At 74.5% G+C, this 24,714-nt stretch carries 23 protein-coding genes; 10 read left to right on the top strand and 13 right to left on the bottom strand.

Annotated elements, in window-relative coordinates; all coding sequences use genetic code 11:
* Positions 1–118: 118 nt before the first annotated feature.
* Both ACFT41_RS28400 and pdxH read right to left on the bottom strand, forming a co-directional pair.
* Complete coding sequence (locus tag ACFT41_RS28400; RefSeq protein ID WP_377588606.1) at positions 119–1,426, bottom strand: MFS transporter; 1,308 nt, start codon at positions 1,424–1,426, stop codon at positions 119–121.
* The gene (gene pdxH / locus ACFT41_RS28395) at positions 1,423–2,073 is read right to left on the bottom strand and encodes a pyridoxamine 5'-phosphate oxidase (protein ID WP_377588625.1); all 651 of its coding nucleotides are present in this window, start codon (positions 2,071–2,073) and stop codon (positions 1,423–1,425) included. Before pdxH ends, ACFT41_RS28400 begins: the two co-directional genes overlap by 4 nt.
* Positions 2,074–2,351: 278 nt before the next feature.
* Between pdxH and ACFT41_RS28390 the strand changes: the two genes are divergently transcribed.
* The 4 genes from ACFT41_RS28390 (at position 2,352) to ACFT41_RS28375 (ending at position 7,337) form a co-directional block, all read left to right on the top strand.
* On the top strand, positions 2,352–3,458 hold the full coding sequence (locus ACFT41_RS28390) for a citrate synthase 2 (protein ID WP_377588607.1): 1,107 nt from the start codon (positions 2,352–2,354) through the stop codon (positions 3,456–3,458).
* A gap of 408 nt (positions 3,459–3,866) precedes the next feature.
* Positions 3,867–4,994 (top strand): phosphoserine transaminase, encoded by a 1,128-nt coding sequence (gene serC, locus ACFT41_RS28385; RefSeq protein WP_377588608.1) that lies wholly within the window; start codon positions 3,867–3,869, stop codon positions 4,992–4,994.
* Positions 4,995–5,179: 185 nt separating this feature from the next.
* Positions 5,180–6,262 carry a septation protein SepH gene (gene sepH, locus ACFT41_RS28380; protein ID WP_377588609.1) on the top strand — a complete coding sequence of 361 codons (1,083 nt, stop codon included), beginning with the start codon at positions 5,180–5,182 and terminating at the stop codon, positions 6,260–6,262.
* 88 nt (positions 6,263–6,350) lie between these two features.
* A complete protein-coding gene (locus ACFT41_RS28375) occupies positions 6,351–7,337 on the top strand; it encodes an aldo/keto reductase (protein WP_377588610.1) in 987 nt (328 codons plus the stop codon).
* 217 nt (positions 7,338–7,554) lie between these two features.
* On the opposite strand, the gene thpR is transcribed toward ACFT41_RS28375, so the two are convergent.
* The 5 genes from thpR to ACFT41_RS28350 all read right to left on the bottom strand — a co-directional run bounded on the left by thpR (position 7,555) and on the right by ACFT41_RS28350 (position 12,398).
* Positions 7,555–8,166 (bottom strand): RNA 2',3'-cyclic phosphodiesterase, encoded by a 612-nt coding sequence (gene thpR / locus ACFT41_RS28370; protein WP_377588626.1) that lies wholly within the window; start codon positions 8,164–8,166, stop codon positions 7,555–7,557.
* A gap of 133 nt (positions 8,167–8,299) precedes the next feature.
* A complete protein-coding gene (locus ACFT41_RS28365) occupies positions 8,300–8,809 on the bottom strand; it encodes a hypothetical protein (RefSeq protein ID WP_377588611.1) in 510 nt (169 codons plus the stop codon).
* 150 nt (positions 8,810–8,959) lie between these two features.
* A complete protein-coding gene (locus ACFT41_RS28360; protein WP_377588612.1) occupies positions 8,960–10,252 on the bottom strand; it encodes an MFS transporter in 1,293 nt (430 codons plus the stop codon).
* A 95-nt stretch (positions 10,253–10,347) separates the two neighbouring features.
* On the bottom strand, positions 10,348–10,797 hold the full coding sequence (locus ACFT41_RS28355; protein WP_377588613.1) for a MarR family winged helix-turn-helix transcriptional regulator: 450 nt from the start codon (positions 10,795–10,797) through the stop codon (positions 10,348–10,350).
* 122 nt (positions 10,798–10,919) lie between these two features.
* Complete coding sequence (locus tag ACFT41_RS28350) at positions 10,920–12,398, bottom strand: NCS2 family permease (protein WP_377588627.1); 1,479 nt, start codon at positions 12,396–12,398, stop codon at positions 10,920–10,922.
* A gap of 92 nt (positions 12,399–12,490) precedes the next feature.
* On the opposite strand from ACFT41_RS28350, the gene ACFT41_RS28345 reads away from it, so the two are divergent.
* Positions 12,491–12,769 carry a DUF2530 domain-containing protein gene (locus tag ACFT41_RS28345; protein ID WP_377588614.1) on the top strand — a complete coding sequence of 93 codons (279 nt, stop codon included), beginning with the start codon at positions 12,491–12,493 and terminating at the stop codon, positions 12,767–12,769.
* Between the two features lie 10 nt (positions 12,770–12,779).
* Here the strand turns inward: ACFT41_RS28345 and ACFT41_RS28340 are convergent, their stop codons facing one another.
* Positions 12,780–13,619: a DUF3027 domain-containing protein gene (locus tag ACFT41_RS28340; RefSeq protein WP_377588615.1), complete on the bottom strand. Its 840-nt coding sequence runs from the start codon at positions 13,617–13,619 to the stop codon at positions 12,780–12,782.
* Between the two features lie 89 nt (positions 13,620–13,708).
* Here ACFT41_RS28340 and ACFT41_RS28335 point away from each other — a divergent pair, with 89 nt between their 5' ends.
* On the top strand, positions 13,709–15,361 hold the full coding sequence (locus tag ACFT41_RS28335; protein ID WP_377588616.1) for an MFS transporter: 1,653 nt from the start codon (positions 13,709–13,711) through the stop codon (positions 15,359–15,361).
* A complete protein-coding gene (locus tag ACFT41_RS28330) occupies positions 15,358–16,020 on the top strand; it encodes a futalosine hydrolase (RefSeq protein WP_377588617.1) in 663 nt (220 codons plus the stop codon). Before ACFT41_RS28335 ends, ACFT41_RS28330 begins: the two co-directional genes overlap by 4 nt.
* Here ACFT41_RS28330 and ACFT41_RS28325 read toward each other — a convergent pair.
* The gene (locus ACFT41_RS28325) at positions 15,992–16,921 is read right to left on the bottom strand and encodes a GNAT family N-acetyltransferase (protein WP_377588618.1); all 930 of its coding nucleotides are present in this window, start codon (positions 16,919–16,921) and stop codon (positions 15,992–15,994) included. The two genes, ACFT41_RS28330 and ACFT41_RS28325, sit on opposite strands and share 29 nt — an antisense overlap.
* 225 nt (positions 16,922–17,146) lie before the next feature.
* Between ACFT41_RS28325 and ACFT41_RS28320 the strand changes: the two genes are divergently transcribed.
* Entirely contained in the window at positions 17,147–18,046 is a 900-nt protein-coding gene (locus tag ACFT41_RS28320) for a 1,4-dihydroxy-6-naphthoate synthase (protein ID WP_377588619.1), read from the top strand.
* Here ACFT41_RS28320 and ACFT41_RS28315 read toward each other — a convergent pair.
* Together ACFT41_RS28315 and ACFT41_RS28310 are read right to left on the bottom strand one after the other, a co-directional pair.
* Positions 18,007–18,393, bottom strand: a complete 387-nt coding sequence (locus ACFT41_RS28315) for a cold-shock protein (RefSeq protein WP_377588620.1) — start codon at positions 18,391–18,393, stop codon at positions 18,007–18,009. The genes ACFT41_RS28320 and ACFT41_RS28315 overlap by 40 nt on opposite strands.
* A 28-nt stretch (positions 18,394–18,421) precedes the next feature.
* Positions 18,422–19,045: an HAD family hydrolase gene (locus tag ACFT41_RS28310; RefSeq protein ID WP_377588621.1), complete on the bottom strand. Its 624-nt coding sequence runs from the start codon at positions 19,043–19,045 to the stop codon at positions 18,422–18,424.
* Between the two features lie 82 nt (positions 19,046–19,127).
* Between ACFT41_RS28310 and ACFT41_RS28305 the strand changes: the two genes are divergently transcribed.
* Positions 19,128–21,584 carry a helicase-associated domain-containing protein gene (locus ACFT41_RS28305; protein WP_377588622.1) on the top strand — a complete coding sequence of 819 codons (2,457 nt, stop codon included), beginning with the start codon at positions 19,128–19,130 and terminating at the stop codon, positions 21,582–21,584.
* Between the two features lie 46 nt (positions 21,585–21,630).
* Here ACFT41_RS28305 and ACFT41_RS28300 read toward each other — a convergent pair whose 3' ends face one another.
* Together ACFT41_RS28300 and ACFT41_RS28295 are read right to left on the bottom strand one after the other, a co-directional pair.
* Positions 21,631–21,852 carry a hypothetical protein gene (locus ACFT41_RS28300; RefSeq protein WP_377588628.1) on the bottom strand — a complete coding sequence of 74 codons (222 nt, stop codon included), beginning with the start codon at positions 21,850–21,852 and terminating at the stop codon, positions 21,631–21,633.
* Positions 21,853–21,884: 32 nt separating this feature from the next.
* Entirely contained in the window at positions 21,885–22,760 is an 876-nt protein-coding gene (locus ACFT41_RS28295; protein WP_377588623.1) for a L,D-transpeptidase family protein, read from the bottom strand.
* A gap of 175 nt (positions 22,761–22,935) precedes the next feature.
* Here ACFT41_RS28295 and ACFT41_RS28290 point away from each other — a divergent pair, with 175 nt between their 5' ends.
* A complete protein-coding gene (locus ACFT41_RS28290; protein WP_377588624.1) occupies positions 22,936–24,615 on the top strand; it encodes a DNA repair helicase XPB in 1,680 nt (559 codons plus the stop codon).
* Positions 24,616–24,714 lie beyond the last annotated feature (99 nt).

Below are 24,714 nucleotides of genomic sequence, written 5' to 3'. Positions count from 1 at the left end.
CCCCGCAACCCCCTATGGTGGTGGGTCGGGTGGGCGGGGTTTTGTGTATACGACCCCGCGGTCACGGCGCGCCCCCCGCCCGGCGGCGGGGGCCCGGGCCGGCACCGGCCGCCGGCGGTCACCCGCGCGCCTCGGACGGCTTGCCGGACGTGGCCGCCCGGTAGCGCACCAGGGCCGGGAAGACGGCCACCAGCAGCACCGCGAGCACCGCCGCGGCGAGGCCGCCGCCGACCCAGGCGACGCCCGTGCCGAAGCCGGCGGCCATCGCGCCCGCCCGCAGGTCGCCGAGGCGTGGCCCGCCCGCCACCACCACCGTGTTCACGCCCTGGAGCCGGCCCCGCATCCGGTCCGGCGCGTGCACCAGCAGCATCGTCTGCCGCAGCACGGCGCTGACCAGGTCGGCCGCCCCGGCCACGGCGAGGAGCCCGACCACCAGCCAGAGCTGGCGGGCCAGCCCGGCGGCGGCGATGGCCAGCCCCCAGCCGACGACGGCGAGCACCAGCGCCACCCCCTGCCGGCGGAGCCGGCCGATCCAGCCGGAGGTGAGCCCGCCGAGCATCGACCCGATGGCGATGGCGCTGTAGAGCCAGCCGACGGCCGCGCCGCCGCCGAAGCGTTCCTCGGCGATCTCGGGGAACAGCGCCCGGGGCATGGCCAGCACCATCGCGATCAGGTCGATGGCGAAGGAGAGCAGCAGCACCGGTGTGGTGGCCAGATAGCGCAGCCCGTCGACGACGCTGGCCAGACCGGCCCGGCGGGGCGAGCCGTCGCCGTCGGGGTCCGGCTCCGGCGGCAGCGCCGGCATCCGCAGCGCCGCCCAGACCGCCGCCGTGAAGAAGACCGTGTCGACGCCGTACGCGATGGGCAGCGCGACCCCGACCTCCCAGGCCGCGAAGATCAGCCCGGCCAGCAGCGGCCCCAGCACGGACGCGGCGGTGTGGGTGGTGAAGTTCAGCGTGCTCGCGGCCGGGACCAGCTCGGCCGGCACGAGCCGGGGGATGCTCGCGGTGCGGGCCGCCCCGCTGACCGCGAACCCGACCGACTGCACCGCCACCAGGGCCAGCAGCAGCACCGGGCTGCCCACCCGGAACACGGCCTGCGCCAGCAGGCCCGCCACCGACGCCCAGAGCACCGCCTGGCTGACCAGCAGCACCGCGCGCCGGTCCCGGGCGTCCGCGACCGCGCCGCCCCACAGCCCGAAGACCAGCAGCGGCAGGAACGCGGCCACGCCGAGCAGCCCGACCCAGAACGAGTCCCGGGTCAGCGCGAACATCTCCACCGGCACGGCCACCGCCGTGAACTGGAAGCCGAGCATCGCGACGCTGTTGCCGACCCAGATCCGCCGGTAGACGGGCACCCGCAGCGGGCGCAGGTCGATCGCCCAGCGGCGCGGCTCGCGCGGCCGGGTCTCCTTGACGGCGGTCACGGGGCGAGCCGCTCCACGACCCACCGGCCGTCGCCGGCCGGGCCCGGGGCGGGCGCGGCGCGGCGGAACCGCAGCCGGTCGTGCAGCCGGCTGGCCCGGCCCTGCCAGAACTCCACCGTCTCCGGGCGCACCCGCAGGCCGCCCCAGTTCGGGGGCGCGGGCACCGGGTCCACGTCGGCGAACCGCTCGGCCACCGCCCGGTAGCCGGCGTCCAGCGCGGCCCGGTCGGGGATCACCCGCGACTGCTCGCTGGCCCACGCGCCGAGCTGCGCGCCGAGCGGCCGGCTGGCGAAGTAGGCCTGCGTCTCGGCCCGGTCGACGGGCTCGATCCGCCCGGCGACCACCACCTGTCGCTGCATCGGAAACCAGGGAAAGACCAAGCTGGCGTACGGGTTGGCCAGCGCCTCCGTGCTCTTGCGCGAGCCGTGGTTGGTGAACAGGACGAAGCCCTCCGGGTCGTACCCCTTGAGCAGGACGGTGCGGCCGCTGGGGCGACCGGCGACGTCGGCGGTGCCGAGCACCATCGCGTTCGGCTCGGGCAGGCCGGACGCCACCGCGTCGGCGAACCAGCGACCGAACTGGGCGTGCCAGTCGGCGGCCAGGTCCGACTCGGAAAGGCCCAGCTCGGCGGCGTACTCGTTACGCATGCCGGCCGGACCGAATGTGTCACCCGTCACAACTGCCCTCCCCCTCGGTGGCCCGTCACCCTCGGCGACGCTGGCCAGCCCCTACCGCCCAGTCTCATCAACCCCGCACGCTTGTCTACCGGCGGGGATGTCGCGTGCAGCACAGTCGCAGCGGGTCGCGCAGCCGGTTACCCACCAGGCAAGATGTCACGAACACATCCCTGAGGGTCGCCTAAGGCGCCCGGCCGGTCGGGCCGGATGAGCCCAGGCGGGCGCATCGAGCAGATCCAGGAGTAAGCATGGCCGACTTCAAACCGGGCCTGGAGGGCGTCGTAGCCTTCGAGACCGAGATCGCCGAGCCCGACCGCGAGGGTGGCGCGCTGCGCTACCGGGGCGTGGACATCGAGGATCTGATCGGTCAGGTCTCCTTCGGCAACGTCTGGGCGCTGCTGGTCGACGGCCGCTTCGGCCCCGGCCTGCCGCCGGCCGAGCCGTTCCCGGTGCCCGTGCACTCCGGCGACATCCGGGTCGACGTGCAGTCCGCCGTCGCGATGCTCGCCCCGTACTGGGGGCTCAGCCAGCTCCTCGACATCTCCGACTCCCAGGCCCGCGAGGACCTCGCCCGGGTCTCGGTCACCGCGCTCTCCTTCGTCGCCCAGTCCGCACGCGGCCTGGGCCTGCCGGCCGTGCCGCAGAAGGAGATCGACAAGGCGGAGACGATCGTCGAGCGCTTCATGAAGCGCTGGCGCGGCGAGCCCGACCCCCGCCACGTCAAGGCCGTCGACGCCTACTTCATCTCGGCCGCCGAGCACGGCCTGAACGCCTCCACCTTCACCGCCCGGATCGTCGCCTCCACCGGCGCGGACGCCGCTGCCTGCATCTCCTCCGGCATCGGCGCGCTCTCCGGCCCGCTGCACGGCGGCGCGCCGTCGCGGGTGCTGACCATGCTGGAGGCCGTCGAGCGCAGCGGCGACGCCGAGGGGTACGTCAAGGGCGTCCTCGACCGGGGCGAGCGGCTGATGGGCTTCGGCCACCGGGTCTACCGGGCCGAGGACCCGCGCGCCCGCGTGCTGCGCCGCACCGCCAAGGAGCTGGGCGCGCCGCGCTTCGAGATCGCCGAGGCGCTGGAGAAGGCGGCCCTGGCCGAGCTCCAGGCCCGCCGCCCGGACCGGGTGCTCGCCACCAACGTCGAGTTCTGGTCGGCCGTGGTGCTGGACTTCGCCGAGGTGCCCGCGCACATGTTCACCTCGATGTTCACCTGCGCCCGGATGGGCGGCTGGAGCGCGCACATCCTGGAGCAGAAGAAGCTCCAGCGGCTGGTCCGCCCGTCCGCCCGCTACGTGGGGCCGGGCAGCCGCAAGCCGCAGCAGGTCGAGGGCTGGGACGCCATCCCGCACGGCGTGTAAGGAAGGGCACCCTGTCAACGCTTTCTGGATAGCAGGGCCCCCTGTCAACAACCACCACCTGGGTGCGCGACGCCCGCCCGATCCACCCGTCGACGCAACGACGGAAGGGGCCCCGCCGGTTCGGCGGGGCCCCTCCGCGTACCACGGGGTCTGTCCGGCCCGGCGCTGTCGGCGGCGCGCGACCGGGGTGGGATGGCGACGTAACCGGGCGGATGTGTCAAACGCCTCAGCTCCGGCGGCGGGACCGCCGGGTGTCCGGGCCGCCCCGGGTGCGAGGATGGGGACTCGGCAGTGCCGCCGGACCGGGCTCGGATCCGGCCGCCCGTGTGCCCCACGCACGCGTCCGTCCTCCGCGCCCGCCCACCACCTCTGACCGGGCCCCGCCCACGCGGAAGGATCTCGACAACCGTGGCTGACGCACCGACCATCCGGATTCCCGACGACATCAAGCCCGCCGACGGGCGGTTCGGCTGCGGGCCGTCCAAGGTCCGTCCGGCGGCCGTCTCCGCCCTCGCCGACGCGGCGACGGGCTTCCTGGGCACCTCGCACCGGCAGAAGACCGTCCGCGACCAGGTCGCCCGGCTGCGGCGCGGCATCGCCGAGTTCTACTCCCTCCCCGAGGGCTACGAGGTGATCCTCGGCAACGGCGGCACCACCGCCTTCTGGGAGGTCGCGACGTTCGGCCTGATCCGGGACCGGGCGCAGTTCGCCAGCTTCGGCGAGTTCGGCGCGAAGTTCGTCAAGTCGGTCAAGGACGCGCCGTTCCTCGGCGAGCCCACCGTGCGCAAGTCGGAGCCGGGCAGCGCCCCGGCCCTGGTCGCCGAGGCCGGCGTCGACGCGTACGGGCTCCCGCAGAACGAGACCTCCACCGGCGTCGCGGTGCCGATCAGCCGGGTCGCCGGGGCCGACGAGGGCTCGCTGCTGCTGGTCGACGCGACCTCGGCGGCCGGCGGCCTGGCGGTGGACGTCGCCGAGACCGACGTCTACTACTTCGCCCCGCAGAAGTGCTTCGCCTCCGACGGCGGCCTCTGGCTGGCCCTGATGTCGCCGGCCGCCCTGGCGCGGGCCGCCGAGATCAAGGCGTCGGGCCGCTACATCCCGGCCTTCCTCGACCTGGTCACCGCGATCGACAACTCGCGGCTGGAGCAGACCTACAACACCCCGGCGCTGGCCACGATCTTCCTGGCCGCCGAGCAGACCGACTGGATGAACGAGCAGGGCGGCCTGGCCTGGGCGGCCAAGCGCACGGCCGAGAGCGCCGGCATCGTGTACGGCTGGGCCGAGCGCTCCGCCGTGGCGACCCCGTTCGTCACCGACCCGGCGCTGCGCTCCAACGTGGTCGCCACGATCGATTTCGCCGACGGGGTGGACGCGGCGGCGATCGCCAAGGCGCTGCGGGCCAACGGCATCGTCGACACCGAGCCCTACCGGAAGCTCGGCCGCAACCAGCTGCGGATCGCGCTCTACCCGGCCGTCGAGCCGACCGACGTGGAGGCACTGACCGCCTCGATCGACTACGTCGTCGAGCGACTCTAGGCATCGTCACACTGGGTGGCCGCCGCAGCGCCGCCGGCCACCCAGTGTGATCATCTTCGCAGCTCATCCGCGACATGCGGGTGTCGCGTCCCCCACCTGGTTGCGGATGGGCGTACCGTGGTGCGGGACGCCCGGGTGGCCGACCCGTGGCGCGCGGCCAGCGAAGCGGGACGGAGGCAACGCTCATGCGCCCAGTACGCTTCGTCGCCCTCTCCGAGGACGGCCAGGCTCTGGTGCTCGCCGACGAGGTCGGGCGGCTGCTCGCCCTGCCCATCGACGAGCGCATCGCCGGCGCCCTGCACGCCGAACCGGGCGCGCCCCCGCTCGCCGTGGTGCCGAACACCACCGACCACCCCCTGCCGTCGCTGTCCCCGCGCGACATCCAGGCCAAGATCCGCTCCGGCGAGTCCGCCGAGGACGTGGCGCGCGTCGCGGGCGTCCCGGTCGACCGCGTGCTGCGTTACGCGGGCCCGGTGCTCCAGGAGCGGGCGATGCTCGCCCAGCACGCCCGGCGCACCCGACTCAAGGGCGCGGAGAAGCCGACCCCGCTGGCCGAGGTGGTCAACGGCCGGCTCGCCCAGCACGGGATCGACACCGAGAAGATCTCCTGGGACGCCTACCGCCGCGACGACGGCACCTGGCGGATCATCGCCACCTGGCCGTCGGGCAAGGCCACCGCGCAGGCGGTATGGAACCTGGACAAGACCCGGCAGCACGTCGCCCCGCACGACGACATGGCGCAATACCTGTGCGCCGAGCGCCCCACGCCGATCCTCGGCCAGGAGCCGGCCCCGGAGCGCGGCGGCCACGCGCTGCCCGGCCCGTCGCGCGGCGAGCCGAGCCGGGGCGGCCACGGGCTGCCCTCGGCGGCCGGCGAGCACAGCCGCCCGGGGCGCGACCCGATCCGCGCCGGGCGGGACGCCCTGCTCGCCTCCCTGGACCGGCCGCTCGGCTCGACGTCCGGGCGGGGCCTCGAACCGCGTACGCCGGCGGCGCTGGCCGGGGCCGACGCGCCCCGGCAGCGGCCGGTCGGCGGGGCGGCGGCCCTGCTCGGCGGCGGCCAGGGCTCCGCGTTCGACGACGACTCGGACGCGCCCAAGGAGGTCCCGGCCGTGCCGTCGCTGGCGGTGCTCCGGCCCCGCCGCACGGGCGCTGCGGCGGCCGCCGGCGGCGAGTCCACCGACGCCTCCGGCAAGCCTCGCAAGCGCCTGCCGAGCTGGGACGACGTGCTGTTCGGCAGCGGCCCAGCGGCCCGCGAGTCCTCCTGATCCACCCGCCCGCCGGGCGGCGCGCCGATCCGCGCACCGCCCGGTGGCGGCGGGGCACTCGACGTCCCGCCGTGGCAGGGTGGGTCGTATGGAGTACACGAATCTGGGACGCACCGGTCTCTCGGTGAGCCGGCTCTGCCTCGGCACGATGAACTTCGGGCCGCAGACCAGCGAACCGGACAGCTTCGCCGTCATGGACCGGGCGATCGAGCACGGCATCAACTTCTTCGACACCGCCAACGTGTACGGCTGGCAGACCGGCGAAGGCGTCACCGAGCAGATCATCGGCCGCTGGTTCGCCCAGGGCGGCGGGCGGCGGGACAAGGTGGTGCTGGCCACCAAGGTCTACGGCAAGATGGGCGACTGGCCCAACGAGCAGGGCCTGTCCGCCAGGCACATCGTCCGCGCCTGCGAGGCGTCGCTGCGCCGGCTCCAGACCGACGTCATCGACCTCTACCAGATGCACCACGTCTCCCGGGCCACCCCGTGGGAGGAGATCTGGCAGGCGATGGAGACCCTGGTCGCCCAGGGCAAGGTCGTCTACGTCGGATCGTCCAATTTCGCCGGTTGGCACATCGGGCAGGCGCAGGCGGCGGCGCAGCGGCGCAACTTCCTCGGCCTCGTCTCCGAGCAGTCGATCTACAACCTGCTGACCCGGGCCGTCGAGTTGGAGGTGGTGCCGGCCGCCCAGCACTACGGCCTCGGCATCATCCCCTGGTCGCCGCTGCACGGCGGGCTGCTGTCGGGGGCGCTGCGCAAGATGGCCGAGGGCGGGGCCGCCCGCAGCGCCTCGGGCCGCGCCGCCGAGAGCCTGGCCGCGCACCGGCCGACCATCGAGGCGTACGAGAAATTCTGCGCCGACCTGGGCCACGACCCGGCGGACGTGGCGCTCGGCTGGCTGCTCTCCCGGCCCGGGGTGACCGCCCCGATCATCGGCCCGCGCACCCTCGACCAGCTCGACCGGTCGTTGGGCGCGCTGGACGTCCGGCTCGACGAGGCGGCGCTGGGCCGGCTCGACGAGCTGTTCCCGCCGGTGGGCAAGGGCGGCCCGGGCCCGGAGGCGTGGGCCTGGTAGAGGCGCGCGTCGCGCTGGGCACGCATCGCGCTGGGCACGCGTCGCGATGGGCACGCGTCGCGCTGGGCACGCGTCGCGCTGGGCACGCGTCGCGATGTCGGCGACATGGCGGTATCCCTGGGGCGGAAAGCCGCCATGTCGCCGCCATCGCGGTCGCCCGCACGCGATCGACCCGCGCGACCGACCCGCGCGACCGACCCGCGCACGCCGGTCCGGGTCAGATCGGCCAGGCGGCCATCCGGTCGTACGTCGGCCGGGGGCCCTGCCGGCTACGGACCAGCACCAGCTCGGTGGCCGGCCACGGCGGCCCCAGGTAGTCGTGCAGGGCCTCCCGGTCGGCGGCCACGTCGGCGTGGTCGATCCGGTCGCCCGGGCGGGCCACGGTGAGGTGCGGGGTGAACGGCTTCTCGTCGTGCGGCAGCCGATCCCGGCGCAGCCCGGACCGGACCAGCCGGGCCAGGACGCACAACGCCTCGACGTCGCCGCGCACGTCCACCCAGAGAATCGTGAACCGGCCCCGGCCGAAGCTGCCCCCGCCGCCGAGCCGCAGCACAGCCTTCCGGGTCCGGCCGCCCGGCGATCGTTCGGCCGCCGAGGCGTTGCGGGTTCGGAACGTCTCGGCGGCGATGCCGAGGGCGCTCTCGACGTCCACGAGGCGGCCCGCGTCGACCTGGCCGAGGAAGGCGACGGTGAGGTGCGCTCGCGCCGGGTCGGCGAGCCGGACGTTGGTGCCGGCCGCCGCCGCGCGCCCGACCCGGAGCCGCGCCACCTCCGCGCTCAGATCGGCGACGGCCTCGGGCGGCGGGTAGACCGCGACGAAGAGCCGCATGCCGGCGCTGGGGGCGGCGGTGCCGGTCAACGGTGCGTCGCGTCTGCCGTCAACGGTGCTTGGTCTGCCGTCAGCGGTGCATCGTCTGCCGTCAACGGCGCCTCGTCTGCGTCAACGATTGCCTCGGCGGTTGTCAGCGGTGCCGCTGGCGGTGTCGGGGACGGGCGGCCGGCAGGGTGAGGCCGGCGGCGTGCAGCATCCCCTCGACCCGGACCCGCTCGATCTGCCGGTCGACGCCCTCCAGCTCGCCGAGGTGCTCGGGGAGCCCGAGGCAGCGACAGGCTGCCCGCAGGTGCTCGTCGTACGCGTCGACGACGGCAGCGTGCCAGATCACCGCCCGGCCGCCCGGGTTGACCCGGTGCTCGGCGAACCGGTGCAGGTCGGCGGCGATCTGTTGGAGGGACCGGCGGTCCTCCCGGTCGAACTCGGTGAGGTCGATGCCGTGGGTCAGCCCTTCGGCGTCGACGGCCCGGTCCAGCCGGGCGATGGTGCGGCGTTCCCGGCGTCGTTCGCGCCACTCGGCGTAACCGCAGGCCACCCGGTCGATGATCTCGTCAGCGCAGAACACCAGCGCGAAGGCGACCGGGAGACTCGCGACAGCGACGAACGCCAGGGCAAGGAGCATCGCTCGGCCTACCTCCACATTTCGACGCTATGCTCCCGTGAGCCTTACCGCCACCGGTTTGTTGACATTCACTCAGCTCGATTTCGTGCCGCCCCGCAGGAGCCGCCGCCGGGCGGGCCGCGAGCCGCCCAGCGAGGTTAAGAAGGGGCCCCTGCCATACAGAAAGCGTCAACAGGGGGCCCCTCCTTGCTCCACGACGTAGAAGCGGGGGGACGGGAGCATCCGCAGGCGCAGCCGGGCGCCCGAGCGGCGCAGCTGCCAGGTGAGCGCCAGCAGGGCCGTGGCCAGCGAGACCAGCCCGCCGATCCAGATGCTCGCCCCCGCGCCGTACGTCTCGGCGACCCAGCCGATCAGCGGCGCGCCGACCGGGTTGGTGCCGAGGAACACCAGCACCCACAGCGCCATGACCCGGCCCCGGAACGCGGCGTCGGTGCCGAGCTGCACCCGCTGGTTGGCGGCCTGGGCGAAGAAGATCATGAAGAACCCGGCGGGCGGCAGCAGCGCCACCACCATCCAGTACGCCGGGGCGAGCCCGACCAGGGTGCCGAAGACGGCACACCCGATCGCCGCGCCGAGCACCAGCCACACCGAGGGGCGGCTGCGCCGCCCGGTGCCGGCCAGCGCCCCGACGAGCGCGCCGACGGCCAGCGTCGTGCTGAACAGGCCGAACGAGGCGGCGCCGGTGTTGAACACGGTCTTGGCCAGGGCGGCGAGGGTGAGCTGGAAGTTGAACAGGCTCATCCCGATCACCGACATCACCGCCATCGGCAGCAGCAGGTCGGGGCGGCGGGCGACGTACCGCAGGCCGTCGACGACCCGGGCGGAGTCCCGCTCGGCGACCGGGAGGAGGTCCTTGCGGTGCAGCTCGGCGGGGCGCATCCGGACCACGGTGGCCAGCGGGCCCAGCGAGCTGAGCGCGGTGAACAGGAAGACCGGGCCGACGTCGACGGCGGCGATGGCCAGGCCGGCGACGGCGGGGCCGACGATGCGGGCCGAGTTGAACACGGCCGCGTTGAGCGACAGCGCGTTGGGCAGCAGCGACGTGCCGACGAGTTCCGAGACGAACGCCTGCCGGACGGGGGTCTCCACCGCGTTGGCGACGCCGAGCAGGGCGGCGAAGACGAAGACGTGCCAGAGCCGGACGAGGCCGGTGAGCACCAGCAGGCTCATCCCGAACGACAGCACCGTCCAGAACGCGTTGGCGACGAAGAGCAGCAGGCGCTTGTCGTACCGGTCGGCGAGCCGCCCGGAGAGCAGGGTGAGCAGCAGCACCGGGGTGAACTGGAGCGCGGTGACCACGCCGAGCGCGGTGGCGGAGTCGTCGGAGAGCTCGAGGACGAGCCAGTCCTGGGCGATGAACATCATCCAGACGCCGATCAGTTTGATCAGCTGCCCGGACGCGAAGAGCCGGTAGTTGCGGACCTGCAGTGACTGGAACATCGTGCTCAGCTTCGCCTGCACCCTGGATGCGCCTCCTCGCGGTCGTACGCCTCATCGACGGCGGACGGCGCGGACCTCGGCGGCGACGCCCGGCCCCAGGTGGGCGCGGGCGCAGCTCAGGCGCGGGCGAGCTGCTGGAGGATCTCGGCGGCCCGTTGCAGGGTCTCCCGGTCGGCCTCGGGCAGCTCGGCCAGCCGGCGGGCCAGCCACTCGTTGCGGGCCCGCTCGAACTGGTCGAGCACGGCCCGGCCGCCCTCGGTCGCCGAGAGGATGACCTGCCGACCGTCGGTCGGGTGGGGGGTGCGGCCCACGAGGCCGCGTTCCTCCAACTTCGCGACGATCTTGGTCATCGTCGGCGGTTGCACCCGTTCGACGTCGGCCAGTTCCCGGGGCGTCAGCGCGCCCGCCAGCACGAGGCTGGTGAGCGCGGAGAGCTGGGTGACCGTCAGGTCGCCGACCGGCCGGGCCTGTCGGACCCGCCGGTTGAGCCGGGTGATCGCATCACGCAACTGGGGAGCCAGCTGCGCCGGTGGCACGCGTTTCGCCGTCACCGTCCGCTCCGTCACGATAGTTAGCCTAACTAATGAGCCTGGCTAACGACAGCCGATATGACCATGGTCACCAGGGAGTTTGCGCCCCGGGGCCGGGGAGCCGATCCGGCACCCCAGCCCCGGGCCACGGTGGGTCGTCAGAGTACGACGGACTCGATCGGCCCGCGCAGGAAGTACAGGACGAACAGCACCGCCACCGCGTACAACAGGGGGTGGACCTCCCGGGCCTTCCCCTTCGCCAGCTTCACCACCACGTAGCTGATGACGCCCGCGCCGATGCCGTTGGAGATCGAGTACGTGAACGGCATCAGGGTGATCGTGAGGAACGCCGGGATCGCGATCTCGTAGTCGGTCCAGTCGATCGTCCGCACCGCGGTCATCATCAGGAACCCGACCACCACCAGCGCCGTCGACGCCGCCTCGAACGGCACCACCAACGACAGCGGCGCGAGGAACATCGCCAGCAGGAACAACGCGCCCGTGACCAGGTTGGCCACGCCGGTGCGCGCACCCTCCGCGACACCGGCGGCGCTCTCGATGTACGACGTGTTGCTGGAGACGCTCGCCGCGCCACCCGCCGCCGCGGCGATCGAGTCGACCAGCAGGATCTCCTTGGCCCGCGGTGGGGTGCCCCGCTCGTCGAGCATGCCCCCCTCCTGGCCGATCGCGACCATCGTGCCCATCGTGTCGAAGAAGTCCGTGATCAGCAGCGTGAAGACGAACATCAACGGGACCAGCCAGCCGACCCGGGTCCACGAGTCCAGCACGTTGAAGTTGCCCAGCAGCGACAGGTCGGGCACGTCCACGACCGTCTTCGGCAGCTCCGGCACGTTCAGCGACCAGCCCTTGGGGTTGGGCTTGCCGTCGACGAAGGACGGGCCCACGTTCGCCACGGCCTCCACGACGATCGCCAGCACGGTCGAGGCGAGGATGCCGATCAGGATCGCGCCGCGTACCCGGCGCACCACCAGCACGATCGTGACCAGCAGGCCCACCACGAAGACCAGCATCGGCCAGCTCACGATCTTGCCGCCGATGCCCAGCCCCACCGGAACGGTGGTGTTCGCCGCGTCCGGCACCCGCCGGACGAAACCGGCGTCGACCAGGCCGATGATCGTCAGGAAGAGGCCGATGCCGACGCCGATCGCTGTCTTGAGCTGCGTGGGCACCGAGCGGAACACCGCCGTACGCAGGCCGGTGAGCACCAGGATCGCGATGAGCACACCCTCGATCACCACCAGGCCCATCGCGTCGGCCCAGGTCATCTGCGGGGCGATCTCGTACGCCACCAGCGCGTTCACGCCCAGCCCGGCGGCCAGCGCCATCGGGAACCGGCCGACCACCCCCATCAGGATGGTCATCAGGCCGGCGACCAGCGCCGTCGCGGCGGCCAGCGCCGGAATCGCCAGCTTCTTGCCGTCGCCGTCGACGGCACTGCCGATGATCAGCGGGTTGAGCACCACGATGTACGCCATCGTGAAGAACGTCGCCAGGCCGCCCCGGACCTCCCGGCCCGGCGTCGAGCCCCTGGCGGTGATCTCGAAGAAGCGGTCGAAGGCGTTGCGGGGGTGAGCGGGATCGGGTGGAGTGCCGTTGTCCGGCGGCGCAATGGCCATCAGGTCCTCGCAGGTGATCATCCGTCTGGTGTGCGCGCATCGTCGCAGATCACGCGGCCAACTGGGAAGGTCGATCGCGTACGCTTGCCCCCGTGCGACAGGAGCAACCGCCGCGGCCCGAGCCGCTCGACCCGCCCATGGTGCCGTTCGCGGTCGCCGGGCTGGTCGCCTGGGCGGTCGCCGGCCTGGTGCTGCTGATCTTCTTCCGTGGCTGGTTGACCGAGCACGGCCAGCAGAACTGGCTCTGGACGTGCCTGGCCGGTTTCCTCTGGGGCTTTCCCGGCCTCGCCGTGATGATGCGCCACGACGCCAACCGGCGTCGCCGCCGCGCCGCCGCGCGGGCCGGTCAGCCCGCCGACGCCGGCCGCTGACCCCGCCCGGTCACGGGTGGCCGTACGGCTCGCCCGGCTCCGCCGCCTCCACCGCGCCCGGGGCCCAGCTCACCGACATCGCCTCCACGGCGCTGTCGTCGTAGACCGTGGGCAGCTCGTCGACCGGGCTGTCGGGCGTCTCGACCAGCGTCTCCGAGTGCGCGCCGCAGCCGTGGTCGGCGCTGACCACCCGACCGTCGTCCGGGGCGTAGAAGTTGCCGCACGCGCCGAAGGCCTGCCGCAGCGCGCCGGCCAGCGGCAGGTAGAAGCCGCACGTGCCGCATCGGGCGGCGGCCGGTGCGGCGGTGGCGATCGGCGCGGACGGGCCGTGGTCGCCGTCGTACCAACGCTGCGCGGCCTCGCCGCGCCCCTCCCTGGACAGCACCCGGGGCCGGCCGAGGCCCAGCTCCCAGGCGGTCTCCTCGACGGCCGGGTCGTCGGACAGGACGTAACCCGGGGTGAGCCGCTCGTCGTCCGGCGGGGTGGGCAGCAGGTCGCCGGGGCCGAGGTCGCCCGGCTTGAGCCGCTCCTGCCAGGGCAGCCAGCCCGGCGCGAGCAGCGCGTCGGGGCCGGGCAGCAGGACCGTCTCGCAGACGGTGACCTTGCGGCTGCGCGGCACCCGGGTCACGGTGACCGCCCACCGCCAGCCCTGGTAGCCGGACAGCCGGCACTCGAAGTAGTGGGTGACGACCCGGTCCGCCTCGGCGACGGCCTGGAGATGGTCGCCGACGTCGGACGGCTCCACCTCGGTGATCGCGTCGCGGGCCACCTCGACGGCGACGGCGCAGACCTGGTCGAGACGGGCGGCACGAGCGGAGGCGGGCCTGGTCACCCGACCATTGTTCCCCATGGGTGACGAAGACCGACAGGCACTCCCCACATGGTCGTTCTCCGGCGGTGCTGGCGCGGGGGTGGGGTGCATGGGCGAGGATGGTGCACATGCCGTTGTTCTCCCGCTCCGAACGGTCCGTGCTGGGGCGGACCGTCGGCACCGGCATCCGTGCCGTCCGCCTCCTGCTGCGCGGCTCCGCGCGCGGCGGGCGCTGGATGACCCGCCGCGCCGGTTCGGCCCGGGCCCGGGGCGCGGGCGGCGAGGTCGGCATGGTGCGCCTGTTCGACCTGCACGCCCTCTCCTGCGCGGGGGACACGCTGATCGCGATCGGCCTCGCCGGGACGATCTTCTTCAACGTCCCCCTCGGCGAGGCACGCAGCAAGGTCGCGCTCTACCTGCTGGTCACGATGGTGCCGTTCGCCATGCTCGCGCCGGTGGTCGGCCCGCTGCTGGACCACTTCCGGCACGGCCGGCGGTACGCGCTCGCCGCCACCATGCTCGGCCGGGCCTTCCTGGCCTGGCTGATCTCCGACTACATGCACGGCTTCGGCCTCTACCCGGCGGCGTTCGGGGTGCTCGCGCTCTCCCGGGCGTACGGGGTGGCCCGCTCGGCGGCCGTGCCCCGGCTGCTGCCCGAAGGGCTCGGCCTGTCCCAGGTCGGCGCGCGGGCCAGCGTCTACGGCACGGTGGCCGGCGCGCTCGTCGCCCCGATCGGGCTGGCCGCGTTCTGGTTCGGGCCGCAGTGGCCGCTCCGGGTCGCCTCGGTGATCTTCCTGGTCGGCATGGTGGTCGCGTTACGGCTACCGCCCCGGGCCGACTCCGAGCCGCCCGAGCGGGTCCCGCGTCCGCTCCGGTCCCTGGGCCGGCGGGCCGCCGGGGACCGCCCGCTGGGGCGCGGGCGCCCGGCCGGCCGCCTCGTCATCGCCAGCCTGCTCGGCGCGGCGCTGCTCCGCGCCGTCTACGGCTTCCTGCTGCTCTTCCTCGCGTTCGCGCTGAAGAAGGGCGACCTGACCACCGAGTTCTTCGGGCGCGACCTGCGCACGGAGATGGCGCTCGGCCTGGTGGGCGGGGCGCTGGCGGTGGGCAGCTTCCTGGCCACGGCGGTCGGCACCCGGCTGCGCATCCACCGCCCCACCGCGATCCAGTCCAGCAGCACGGTCATCGTGGCCGGCACGGCCATCCTCGCCACGATCCAGTTCTCGCTGCCGATGGTGGCCCTGCTCTGCCTGGTCGCCGCGCTGGCCAGCGGCGTGGCGAAGCTCTCGGTCGACGCCTCCATCCAGGAGCGCATCCCGGAGCGGCTGCGGGCCAGCTCGTTCGCCCACTCGGAGACGGCGCTGATGCTCGCCTTCGTGGCCGGCGGCGCGCTCGGCCTGGTTCCCTTCGACGGCCGGCTCGGCATCGCCGTGGCAGCCGGCGTGGGCATGCTCGCCGCCGCCCGGGGCGCGTACGTCGCCGGCCGGCTGCGCGACCAGCGGCTGGTCGGCCGCCCACTCGGCGACGAGGAACTGGCGGACGAGCCGGCCGAGGACCCGGCTGGGGAGCCGGACGGGGAGCCGGACGCCGGGGACCGGCCGGCGCACGACGACCCTGCCGCGCACGACCCGACCATGGACGTCGCCCCGGTCTCCCCCGCCCCGGTCTCCCCCGCCCCGGCCGCCCCGCCCGGCTACCACATCTACCGGCCCTCCTCCTCGGTCGCCGGAGCCGGCGGCGGGGGCGCGGCCGACGAGGAGACCCGCCGGGAGCCCCGGGCGTGACCGGCCTGCTCGTCGTGACGGCGGTCCCGGCCGAGGCCGAGGCGGTCCGCGCCGGCCTGCCCGCACCGCCGCGCGGGGCCGAGGTGACCGTGGTGCCCGTCGGGGTCGGCCCGGCCGTCGCCGGGGCGGCCACCGCCCGGCTGCTGGCGCTCGCCGAGGCCGCCGGCCGCCCGTACCGGGCGGTGGTCAGCGCGGGCATCGCCGGCGGCTTCGTCGGCCGGGCGGCCGTCGGCGCGACGGTGCTGGCCACCCGCAGCGTCGCGGCGGACCTCGGGGCCGAGTCGCCGACGGGCTTCATCCCGGTGGACGAACTTGGCATGCCTCCCGAGCTGCTCGGCGTCGGCACCGCCGTGCCCGCCGACCCGGACCTGTTGGCCGCCCTGCGCGCGGCCCTGCCGGCGGCCACGGTCGGCGCGGTGCTCACCGTCAGCACGGTCACCGGCACCGCCGCCGGCACTGCCGCGCTCGCCGACCGGCACCCCGACGCGGTGGCCGAGGCCATGGAGGGGTACGGCGTGGCCGTCGCCGCCGCCCAGGCCGGTCTGCCCTTCGCCGAGCTGCGCACCGTCTCCAACCCGATCGGTCCCCGGGACCGTGGCGCGTGGCGGATGCGCGAGGCGTTCGCCGCCCTCACGGCGGCCGCGGCGGTGCTGGGCTGAGCCGCGAGCGGTCGAGGCGCATCGCGTAGTGCCCACGTCCCTCGATCCGGTATCCGCAGCCGAGCAGCAGGTCCACGCCACCGAAGTCCGCCACGGCGTGCGCCACCCGGATCCCGGCCCGCGCCATCTCGGCGGTCAACGCCTCCACCAGCCGCCGCCCGATCCCCAGCAGCCGGCACGGCCCGGCCACCAGCACGCCGTCCAGCACGATCTCCCGCTCGCCGGCGTCGATCAGGTCGCCGTACAGCAGCCGGGGGTTGCGCTCGTGGGCTCGCAGCTCCCCGAGCAGCCGGCCGTCGGGCAGCTCGGCCACGAACCGCCAGGACGTGTCGGGCAGCCCGTCGTCGGTGACACGGCGCACCGCCACCTCGCGGCGGATCCGGTCGCCCCACCGGCGGCGGTCCCGGCGCTCGCGGCTCAGCTCGTACGTCGCCGCCGGCACCCGTCGTGGCCACCGCTCCGGCGGCAGCGTGAACCACGCCGCCCACCACGCGCCCGGCCAGTCCTTCGGGTCGTGCACCTCCCAGGCGTCCAGGTGCGCCGGATACCGCCGCCCCGCCTCGTCCCGCAGCCCGTCGTGCGGCACCCGGGGCACCGGCACCACCTCCGGCACCCGGTCGCCGCCGGTCTGGTCGCCGGTCTGGTCGCCGGGCAGATCGCCGGGCAGATCGCCGGGCAGCCCGATCGCCACCCGCCCGCCCGCTGCCCGCACCAGCCGCTCCACCGTGCCGAGTCGCGGGTCGACGGCGTCCCCCGCCTCGATCCGGGCCACGGTGCTCTTCGGCACGCCAGCCCTGACCGCCAGCTCCCGCTGGCTGAGGTCCGCCCGCCGCCGCAGCGCACGGAGCACCGCCCCGACCTCGATCAGCCCATCGCCGGCGGGGCTCGATGTCTCAGTCACCCACCGATGGTCGACAGCTTCGGGCTTGTCCTCAACACCCAGCTGAAACCTGTGGACAAACCTGTGGACAACTTCCTCAGGCGGTGGGCAGCTGGTGTTCGGGATCCTAGGGAGCTGCCCCGTTCATGCGCCCGCGAGCTTGCCCCGTTCATGCGGGCAGCTCCCTAGGCGGCGGAAGAGGCACCGGGAGGCCGTCAACAGCGCAGACGGGGATACGGTGGGGGCGTGGCGCTCACTTTGGCGATCTCGCCCTGCCCCAACGACACGTTCGTCTTCGACGCCCTGGTCCACGGCCGGGTGCCCGGCGCGCCCCCGGTCGAGGTGACCTACGCGGACGTGGACGTCACGAACACCGCCGCCGAGCGGGGCGCGTTCGACCTGGTGAAGGTGAGCTACGCCGCGCTGCCGTGGCTGCTGGACGACTACCACCTGCTGCCCTGCGGGGGCGCGCTCGGCCGGGGCTGCGGCCCGCTGGTGCTGACCCGCCCCGAGCAGGCCGGCGACCCGCAGGCCGGCAGCGCCGACCTGAGCGGGGCGACGGTGGCGGTGCCCGGGGACCGGACCACGGCGTACCTGCTGTTCCGGCTCTGGTCGGCCGGCCGGCCGCCGGCGCGCATCGAGGTGGTCCCGTTCCACGAGATCATGCCGGCGGTGGCCGCCGGCCGGTACGACGCCGGGCTGGTGATCCACGAGGCCCGGTTCACCTACCAGCGGCACGGGCTGACCGCCCTGGTCGACCTCGGCGAGTGGTGGGAGGGCGACACAGGGCTGCCGATCCCGCTCGGCGCGATCCTGGCCCGCCGGGGCACGGTCGACCCGGTCGAGGCGGCCGGCTGGATCCGCGAGTCGGTACGCCAGGCGTGGGCCGACCCGGAGGCCAGCAGGCCGTACGTGCTCTCCTACGCGCAGGAGATGGAGCCCGACGTGGTGGACCGGCACATCGCCCTCTACGTCAACGAGTTCACCGCGGACCTGGGGGACGCGGGGTTCGCTGCCGTGGAGGCGCTGCTGGGCCGGGCCGCCGACGCCGGGCTCGTGCCCCGGACCGCCGGCCCGCAGACCGCCGGCCCGCAGACCACCGGCCCTCAGACCTCCAGCTCGCGCGCGACCGCGTGGACCAGCTGAGCGACCTTCTGCGCCGTCTTCTTGTCGGGGAACCGCCCCCGCCGCAGGTCCGGCTGGACCTTCGCCTCCAGCACCTTGATCATGTCTTCCACGAGACCGTGCAGCTCCTCTGCCGGCCGGCGGCGCAGCTCCACCACCGACGGCGGGGCCTCCAGCAGCTTGACCCCCATCGCCTGGGCGCCCCGGCGGCTGTCCACCACGGAAAAGTCGACCCGCTGACCACCCTTGAGGTCGGTGACACCCGCCGGCAGCGCGCCCTTCGGCAGGAACACGTCGCCACCCTCGTCGCTGGTGACGAACCCGTATCCCTTGGCCGCGTCATACCACTTCACTCGACCCGTCGGCACCTGAGAACCCCTGCTTCACTTGAGACGTCTACTGCTCCAAGGCTAGCCGGATCATGGTGGCGAGCGCCGCCGGGAATCCGGTGAGGTCGGCCAGGACCAGGCTGGCCCCGGCCGAGCGCAGCTCGTCGGCCGAGCAGGGGCCGGTGGCGACCGCCACGCCCGGGACGCCGGCCGCCGCGGCGGCGACCATGTCGGCGGTGTGGTCGCCGACGTACAGGGTCGCGCCTTGCGCGCGCAGCGCGGTCGCCTTCTCCTCGGCGAACAGGTCGCCGGCCAGCTCGTCGACGGCCAGCCCGAGGTGGTCCAGGTGCAGCCGGGCCAGCCGGCCCAGCTTCGAGGTGACGACCACGACCCGGCCGCCGTGGGCGTGCACGGCGTCGATGGCCGCGACCGCGCCGGGCATCGGCAGGGTCGGGGTGATCGCGTACGCCGGATACAGCTCGCGGTACACCTCGACGGCCGACTCGACCTGCTCGGGCGGGAACCAGCGGGCGATCTCCACCCGCAGCGGCGGGCCGAGCCGGGATACCGCCGCGTCGGCGTCCACGGGCACGCCGGTGCGCGCCGTCAGCGCCCGGTACGCCGCGGCGATGCCGGGGCGGGAGTCGACGAGGGTCATGTCGAGGTCGAACCCGACGGTGAGCGGGGGCATGCCGAGAACCTACCCGGCCGGCGGGTCCAGCCGGACGTCCGAGGGGCGCGCAGACCCCGACCCGGGCTAGCGTGGAACGACGATGACGACCTCACTCGCCGACCACCTGCGGACACTGCCCGACGAGTCCCTGGCCGCCCTGTTCCAGCTGCGGCCGGACCTCGTCGTGCCCGTGCCGGCCGACGTGTCCGCGCTCGCGGTCCGGGCCCAGTCCCGGGTCTCGGTGGCCCGGGCCCTGGACGGGCTGGACCAGTTCACCCTCCAGATCCTCGACGCCGCCCGGCTCACCCGCGACCCGGACGACGGCACCACCTCCACCGAGGCCGTCCTCGCCATGGCCACCGCCGGGCCGCGCCCGCCCACCCCGGCCACCATCCGGGGCGCGGTGAACAAGCTGCGGGCGCTGTTCCTGCTGTACGGGCCCGAGCACGCCCTGCGCGTGGTCGACGGCGTCGACGAGGTCGCCCCGTACCCGGCGGGGCTGGGCCGGCCCGCGACGGAGCTGGACGCGCGCACGGCGGCCCTCTGCGCGGACCCGGCGAAGCTGCGCCGCACGCTGCTGGCCGCGCCCCCGTCGGCGCGGGCGATCCTCGACCGGCTCGCCGCCGGCCCGCCGGTGGGCAGCGTGCCCCCGGGCGCGCTCCAGGCCCCGCCGCTCGGGGTGGAGGACAGCGTCCCGCCGGACCCGACCAACGGCGGCGTGCCCACCGGGTCGCCGGTGCGCTGGCTGGTCGACAGCCGGCTGCTGGTGGCGGTCTCCGCCGGCACGGTCGAGCTGCCCCGCGAGGTCGGCCTGCTGCTGCGCCGCGACAGCGGCCCGCTCGGGCCGCTGCGCACCAGCCCGCCGCCGGTGGCCGCCGTCGCGCGCGAGGCGAAGGCCGTCGACTCGGCCGGGGCCGGGCAGACCATGGAGGTGGTACGGCACACCGAGGCGCTGCTGGAGCTACTCTCCGCCGAGCCGGCCCCGGTGCTGCGCTCCGGCGGGATCGGGGTGCGTGACCTGCGCCGGCTGGCGAAGGCCCTCGCCCTGGACGAGGCGACGACCGCCCTGCTGCTGGAGGTGGCGTACGCGGCGGGGCTGGCCGGCGAGCTGGAGCTGCCCGGGGCGACGACCACCCGGTACGGTGCCGACCAGCAGGTCCTGCCCACCGGCGGGTACGAGGTGTGGCGGGCCATGTCGCTGGCCCGGCGCTGGGAGCAGCTTGCCCGGGCGTGGCTGCTGATGACCCGGCAGGTGGGCCTCGTCGGGCAGCGCGACGACCGGGACCGGCCGATCGGCGCGCTCTCGCCGGAGGCGGAACGGGCCGGTGCGCCGGCCGCCCGGCGGGCCGTGCTGGCGGTGCTGGCCGACCTGGAGCCGGCCGTCGCGCCCACCCCGGAGGAGGTGCTGGAGCTGCTCGACTGGCGGGCGCCCCGGCGCAGCCGGGGCCGGGAGGCCGCGCATCGGGAGGCGCTGGTCGAGGCGGCCCGGCTGGGCGTGACCGGGCTCGGGGCGCTCACCTCGTACGGGCGGCTGCTGCTGGCCGACGTGACCGAGGCCGACGAGCGGGGCGGCGACGACCCGCTCGGGCTGCGCGCCGACACCGAGGACGCGTCCACGGCGGTGCGGGCGCTCGACGGGCTGCTGCCCGCGCCGGTCGACCACTTCCTGGTGCAGGCCGACCTGACCGTGGTCGTGCCGGGCCCGCCCGACCCGGCCCTCGCCGGCGAGCTGGAGGTGGTGGCCGAGCACGAGTCGGCGGGCGGGGCGAGCGTGCACCGGGTCACCACGGCCAGCGTGCGCCGGGCCCTGGACGCCGGATACTCGGCCGACGACCTGCACGACCTGTTCCGCCGCCGGTCCCGCACCCCGGTCCCGCAGGGGCTGACGTACCTGGTGGACGACGTGGCGCGCAAGCACGGCGGGCTGCGGGTCGGCTCCGCCGGCGGGTACGTGCGCAGCGACGACGAGCCGCTGCTGGCGGAGGTGCTCGCCGACCGGCGGCTGGAGGCGCTGGCGTTCCGGCGGTTGGCCCCGACGGTGCTGGCCACCCCGTACCAGGTGAACCGGATGCTGCTGGCGTTGCGCGACGCCGGGTACGCCCCGGTGCCGGAGGACGCGTCCGGGGCGGCGGTGCTGTCCCGGCCGAGGACCCGGCGGGCCCCGGGGCGGGCACCGGTGAACCGTACGGTGGATCCGCTGGCGTCGCCGAAGCTGGCCCTGCCCCGACTGCTCGGGGTGGTGGAGCAGATCCGGCGGGGCGAGGCGGCGGCGCGGGCGGCCCGGCGGGCCCCGGCGGTGGTGCGCGGCAGCACGGCCGGCATCGGCCCGGCCCCGGCGCACGGTCACGCCGACGCCCTGGCGGTGTTGCAGCAGGCGGTGCGGGACAAGGCGCTGGTCTGGGTGGGTTACGTCGACGCGCACGGGGCGACGGCGTCCCGGCTGGTCCGGCCGGTGTCGATCGGGGCGGGTTACCTGCGCGCCGAGGACGAGCGCACGGAGATGCTGCACACCTTCGCGCTGCACCGGATCACCGCGGCGGTCCTGGAAGGCACCTGAGCCGCCCGTTGGCTGGGTCGGGCGTCCCTGGCGGGTGGCGTCAGCGTCAGCGGCGGCGGCGGCGGCTGCGGCTGCGGCTGCGGCTGCGGCTGCGGCTGCGGCGCACGGTGCCGATCACGGAGACGGCCAGCAGCAGGGCGAACCCGGCCCCGGCGGACTCGCCGACGGACGCGACGAAGCCCTGCCGCTGGACCAGCCAGCCGTAGAGGAACCAGCCGACGAGGAGCACGGCGGCGGTCGCGTACCCGAGCAGGGCCGCCGCCGACACCTCGCCGGCCGGCGCGGGTTCGTCGTCGGTGGTCACGTGCCGGGCCGGCGGCCGAAGAGGACCACCCGGCTGCCGACCTTGCCCAGCTCCCAGGCGCGGCGGGCGTCGGCGGGCAGCAGGTTGACGCAGCCGTGCGAGCCGATCGGCTTGTCGTGCAGGTAGGTGGTGGTCTGGTGGTAGCCCATGCCCTGGGTGAAGTGCTGCCAGTAGGGCAGCCACACCTCGTACGGGTCGGACCACTCCTTGACGTTGCGGTAGTTGATCGTGAAGGTGCCGGCGGGGGTGGCGTAACCCTTCATCCCCGTGCGGGTCACCGTCGGCCCCCACACCACCGTGCCGCCGCGCACCGCCCACGTGGTCTGCCGGGTCAGGTCGATGCAGAACGTGGTGCCGGAGGAGGCGGCCTTGCAGCGCTTGGTGTCGGTGGTGGCCAGCCGCTTCGCCACGTCGTACGTGGTGGGGCCGGCGCGACCGGCGGCGGGGCGGATGTCGTACCGCTGCTGGAACTTCTTGATGGCCGCGCAGTCGGCGGCGGACTGGCGGCCGTCCACGGTCACCCGCCCGAAACCGCCCAGCCGGGCAAGGTAGGTCTCCACCTCGCGCTGGTGCTCGCCCAGCGGGCACCCGGCCGCCGTCGGCTTCGGCGCGGGCTTCGGCTTCGCCTTGGTCGGGGTGGGCGTCGGCTTCGGCTTCGGTTTGGTGCGGGTGGGTTTCGGTTCCGGCCGGGTCCGCTGGTCGGAGCCGGACGAACCGCCCGCCCCCGTTCCCTGCTCCGCCGAGCCGGCCTGGGCGAGCCCTCCTCCACGGCCACCCGGGTCGGCCTGACGTTCGGGCGTGCACGCACCGACGCCGACCAGCGTGACCACGGCCAGGGCGACGGCCCGGGCACTGAAGCGAACCTGTCTCATGGGGCCTCCCCGGGTCGGTCGTCCCACTGCCTAGACGCCGGACGTACCGGAATGGTTGCACCTGGTGTCCGAATTTTCGGCCCCATTCGGGCTTCGTGCAACACTGGTTGGTCGGTCCGGGGCGGGGCAGCCGTCCCGACACGGCCGTTGACCAGGCCGAAGAGAGGACTCTGGCGTGAGCGGTGGACCACTGATCGTGCAGTCGGACAAGACGCTGCTGCTGGAGATCGACCACCCCGACGCCCAGTCCTGCCGGATGGCGATCGCCCCGTTCGCCGAGCTGGAACGCTCGCCGGAGCACGTGCACACGTACCGGCTGACCCCGCTGGGCCTGTGGAACGCCCGCGCCGCCGGCCACGACGCCGAGGCCGTGGTGGACGCGCTGCTGAAGTACAGCCGCTACCCGGTGCCACACGCGCTGCTGGTCGACGTGGCCGAGACGATGGACCGGTACGGCCGGCTCCAGCTCGCCAACGACCCCGCGCACGGCCTGGTGCTGCGCGCCCTGGACAGGGTGGTGCTGATCGAGGTCGCCAAGAGCAAGAAGCTCGCCGGGATGCTCGGCGCGAAGCTCGACGACGACACGATCGCCGTGCACCCTTCGGAGCGGGGGCGGCTCAAGCAGGCGCTACTCAAGCTCGGCTGGCCGGCTGAGGACCTCGCCGGGTACGTCGACGGCGAGGCGCACCCGATCGAGCTGGCCGAGGCCGGCAGGGACGGCGGGAAACCGTTCACGCTGCGGTCGTACCAGCGGGAGGCCGTGGAGGCGTTCTGGGCCGGCGGGTCCGGCGTGGTGGTGCTGCCGTGCGGCGCGGGCAAGACGCTGGTCGGGGCGGCGGCCATGGCCGAGGCGAAGGCCACCACGCTGATCCTGGTCACCAACACCGTCGCCGGCCGGCAGTGGAAGCGGGAGCTGATCGCCCGCACCTCGCTGACCGAGGACGAGATCGGCGAGTACTCGGGCGAGCGCAAGGAGATCCGGCCGGTCACCATCGCCACGTACCAGGTGCTCACCTCGCGGCGCGGCGGCGCGTTCACCCACCTGGACCTGTTCTCCGCGCGCGACTGGGGCCTGGTCGTCTACGACGAGGTGCACCTGCTGCCCGCGCCGATCTTCCGGTTCACCGCGGACCTCCAGGCCCGCCGCCGGCTCGGCCTCACGGCGACGCTGGTCCGCGAGGACGGCCGGGAGGGCGACGTGTTCAGCCTGATCGGCCCCAAGCGGTACGACGCGCCGTGGAAGGACATCGAGCAGCAGGGCTGGATCGCCCCGGCGCAGTGCACCGAAGTACGGGTGACCCTCACCGACGCCGAGCGGATGTCCTACGCGACGGCGGAGTCGGAGGAGCGCTACCGGATGGCGGCCACCGCCCGCACGAAGCTGCCGGTGGTGCGCGCCCTGGTCGACCGGCACCCGGGCGAGCAGGTGCTCGTCATCGGCGGGTACATCGACCAGCTGCACCAGCTCGGCGAATACCTGGGCGCGCCGATCGTGCAGGGTTCGACCACGAACAAGGAGCGGGAGCGGCTGTTCGACGCGTTCCGGTCGGGCGAGGTGCGGACGCTGGTGATCTCGAAGGTCGGCAACTTCTCCATCGACCTGCCCGAGGCGGCGGTCGCCATCCAGGTGTCGGGGACGTTCGGGTCGCGGCAGGAGGAGGCGCAGCGGCTGGGCCGGGTGCTGCGGCCGAAGGCCGACGGGCGGCAGGCGCACTTCTACACGGTCGTCTCCCGGGACACCATCGACACCGAGTACGCGGCCCACCGGCAGCGGTTCCTGGCCGAGCAGGGTTACGCGTACACGATCGTGGACGCCGACGACGTCCTGGGCCCGCCGCTGCCCAGCGTGGACTGACGCCCGCCTGATCGACTCCATGTCGGCGAGGTGGCGGTATCCCGGCGGCCGGATACCCGAGCACCAGATCCGGGCCGTCCTCGGGAACGCGGAGTCCAC

Source organism: Micromonospora sp. NPDC057141 (genome assembly GCF_042670805.1).
Taxonomy (GTDB): Bacteria; Actinomycetota; Actinomycetes; order Mycobacteriales; family Micromonosporaceae; genus Micromonospora.
This window is presented reverse-complemented; position numbering and strand designations above follow the sequence as displayed.

Excerpts from the sequence above, each read along its gene's own strand:
- pdxH (WP_377588625.1), bottom strand. The coding sequence starts at position 2,073 with ATGCGTAACGAGTACGCCGCCGAGCTGGGCCTTTCCGAGTCGGACCTG.
- ACFT41_RS28390 (WP_377588607.1), top strand. The coding sequence starts at position 2,352 with ATGGCCGACTTCAAACCGGGCCTGGAGGGCGTCGTAGCCTTCGAGACC.
- sepH (WP_377588609.1), top strand. The coding sequence starts at position 5,180 with ATGCGCCCAGTACGCTTCGTCGCCCTCTCCGAGGACGGCCAGGCTCTG.
- ACFT41_RS28375 (WP_377588610.1), top strand. The coding sequence starts at position 6,351 with ATGGAGTACACGAATCTGGGACGCACCGGTCTCTCGGTGAGCCGGCTC.
- thpR (WP_377588626.1), bottom strand. The coding sequence starts at position 8,166 with ATGCGGCTCTTCGTCGCGGTCTACCCGCCGCCCGAGGCCGTCGCCGAT.
- ACFT41_RS28350 (WP_377588627.1), bottom strand. The coding sequence starts at position 12,398 with ATGGCCATTGCGCCGCCGGACAACGGCACTCCACCCGATCCCGCTCAC.
- ACFT41_RS28340 (WP_377588615.1), bottom strand. The coding sequence starts at position 13,619 with ATGGGGAACAATGGTCGGGTGACCAGGCCCGCCTCCGCTCGTGCCGCC.
- ACFT41_RS28335 (WP_377588616.1), top strand. The coding sequence starts at position 13,709 with ATGCCGTTGTTCTCCCGCTCCGAACGGTCCGTGCTGGGGCGGACCGTC.
- ACFT41_RS28310 (WP_377588621.1), bottom strand. The coding sequence starts at position 19,045 with ATGCCCCCGCTCACCGTCGGGTTCGACCTCGACATGACCCTCGTCGAC.
- ACFT41_RS28305 (WP_377588622.1), top strand. The coding sequence starts at position 19,128 with ATGACGACCTCACTCGCCGACCACCTGCGGACACTGCCCGACGAGTCC.
- ACFT41_RS28295 (WP_377588623.1), bottom strand. The coding sequence starts at position 22,760 with ATGAGACAGGTTCGCTTCAGTGCCCGGGCCGTCGCCCTGGCCGTGGTC.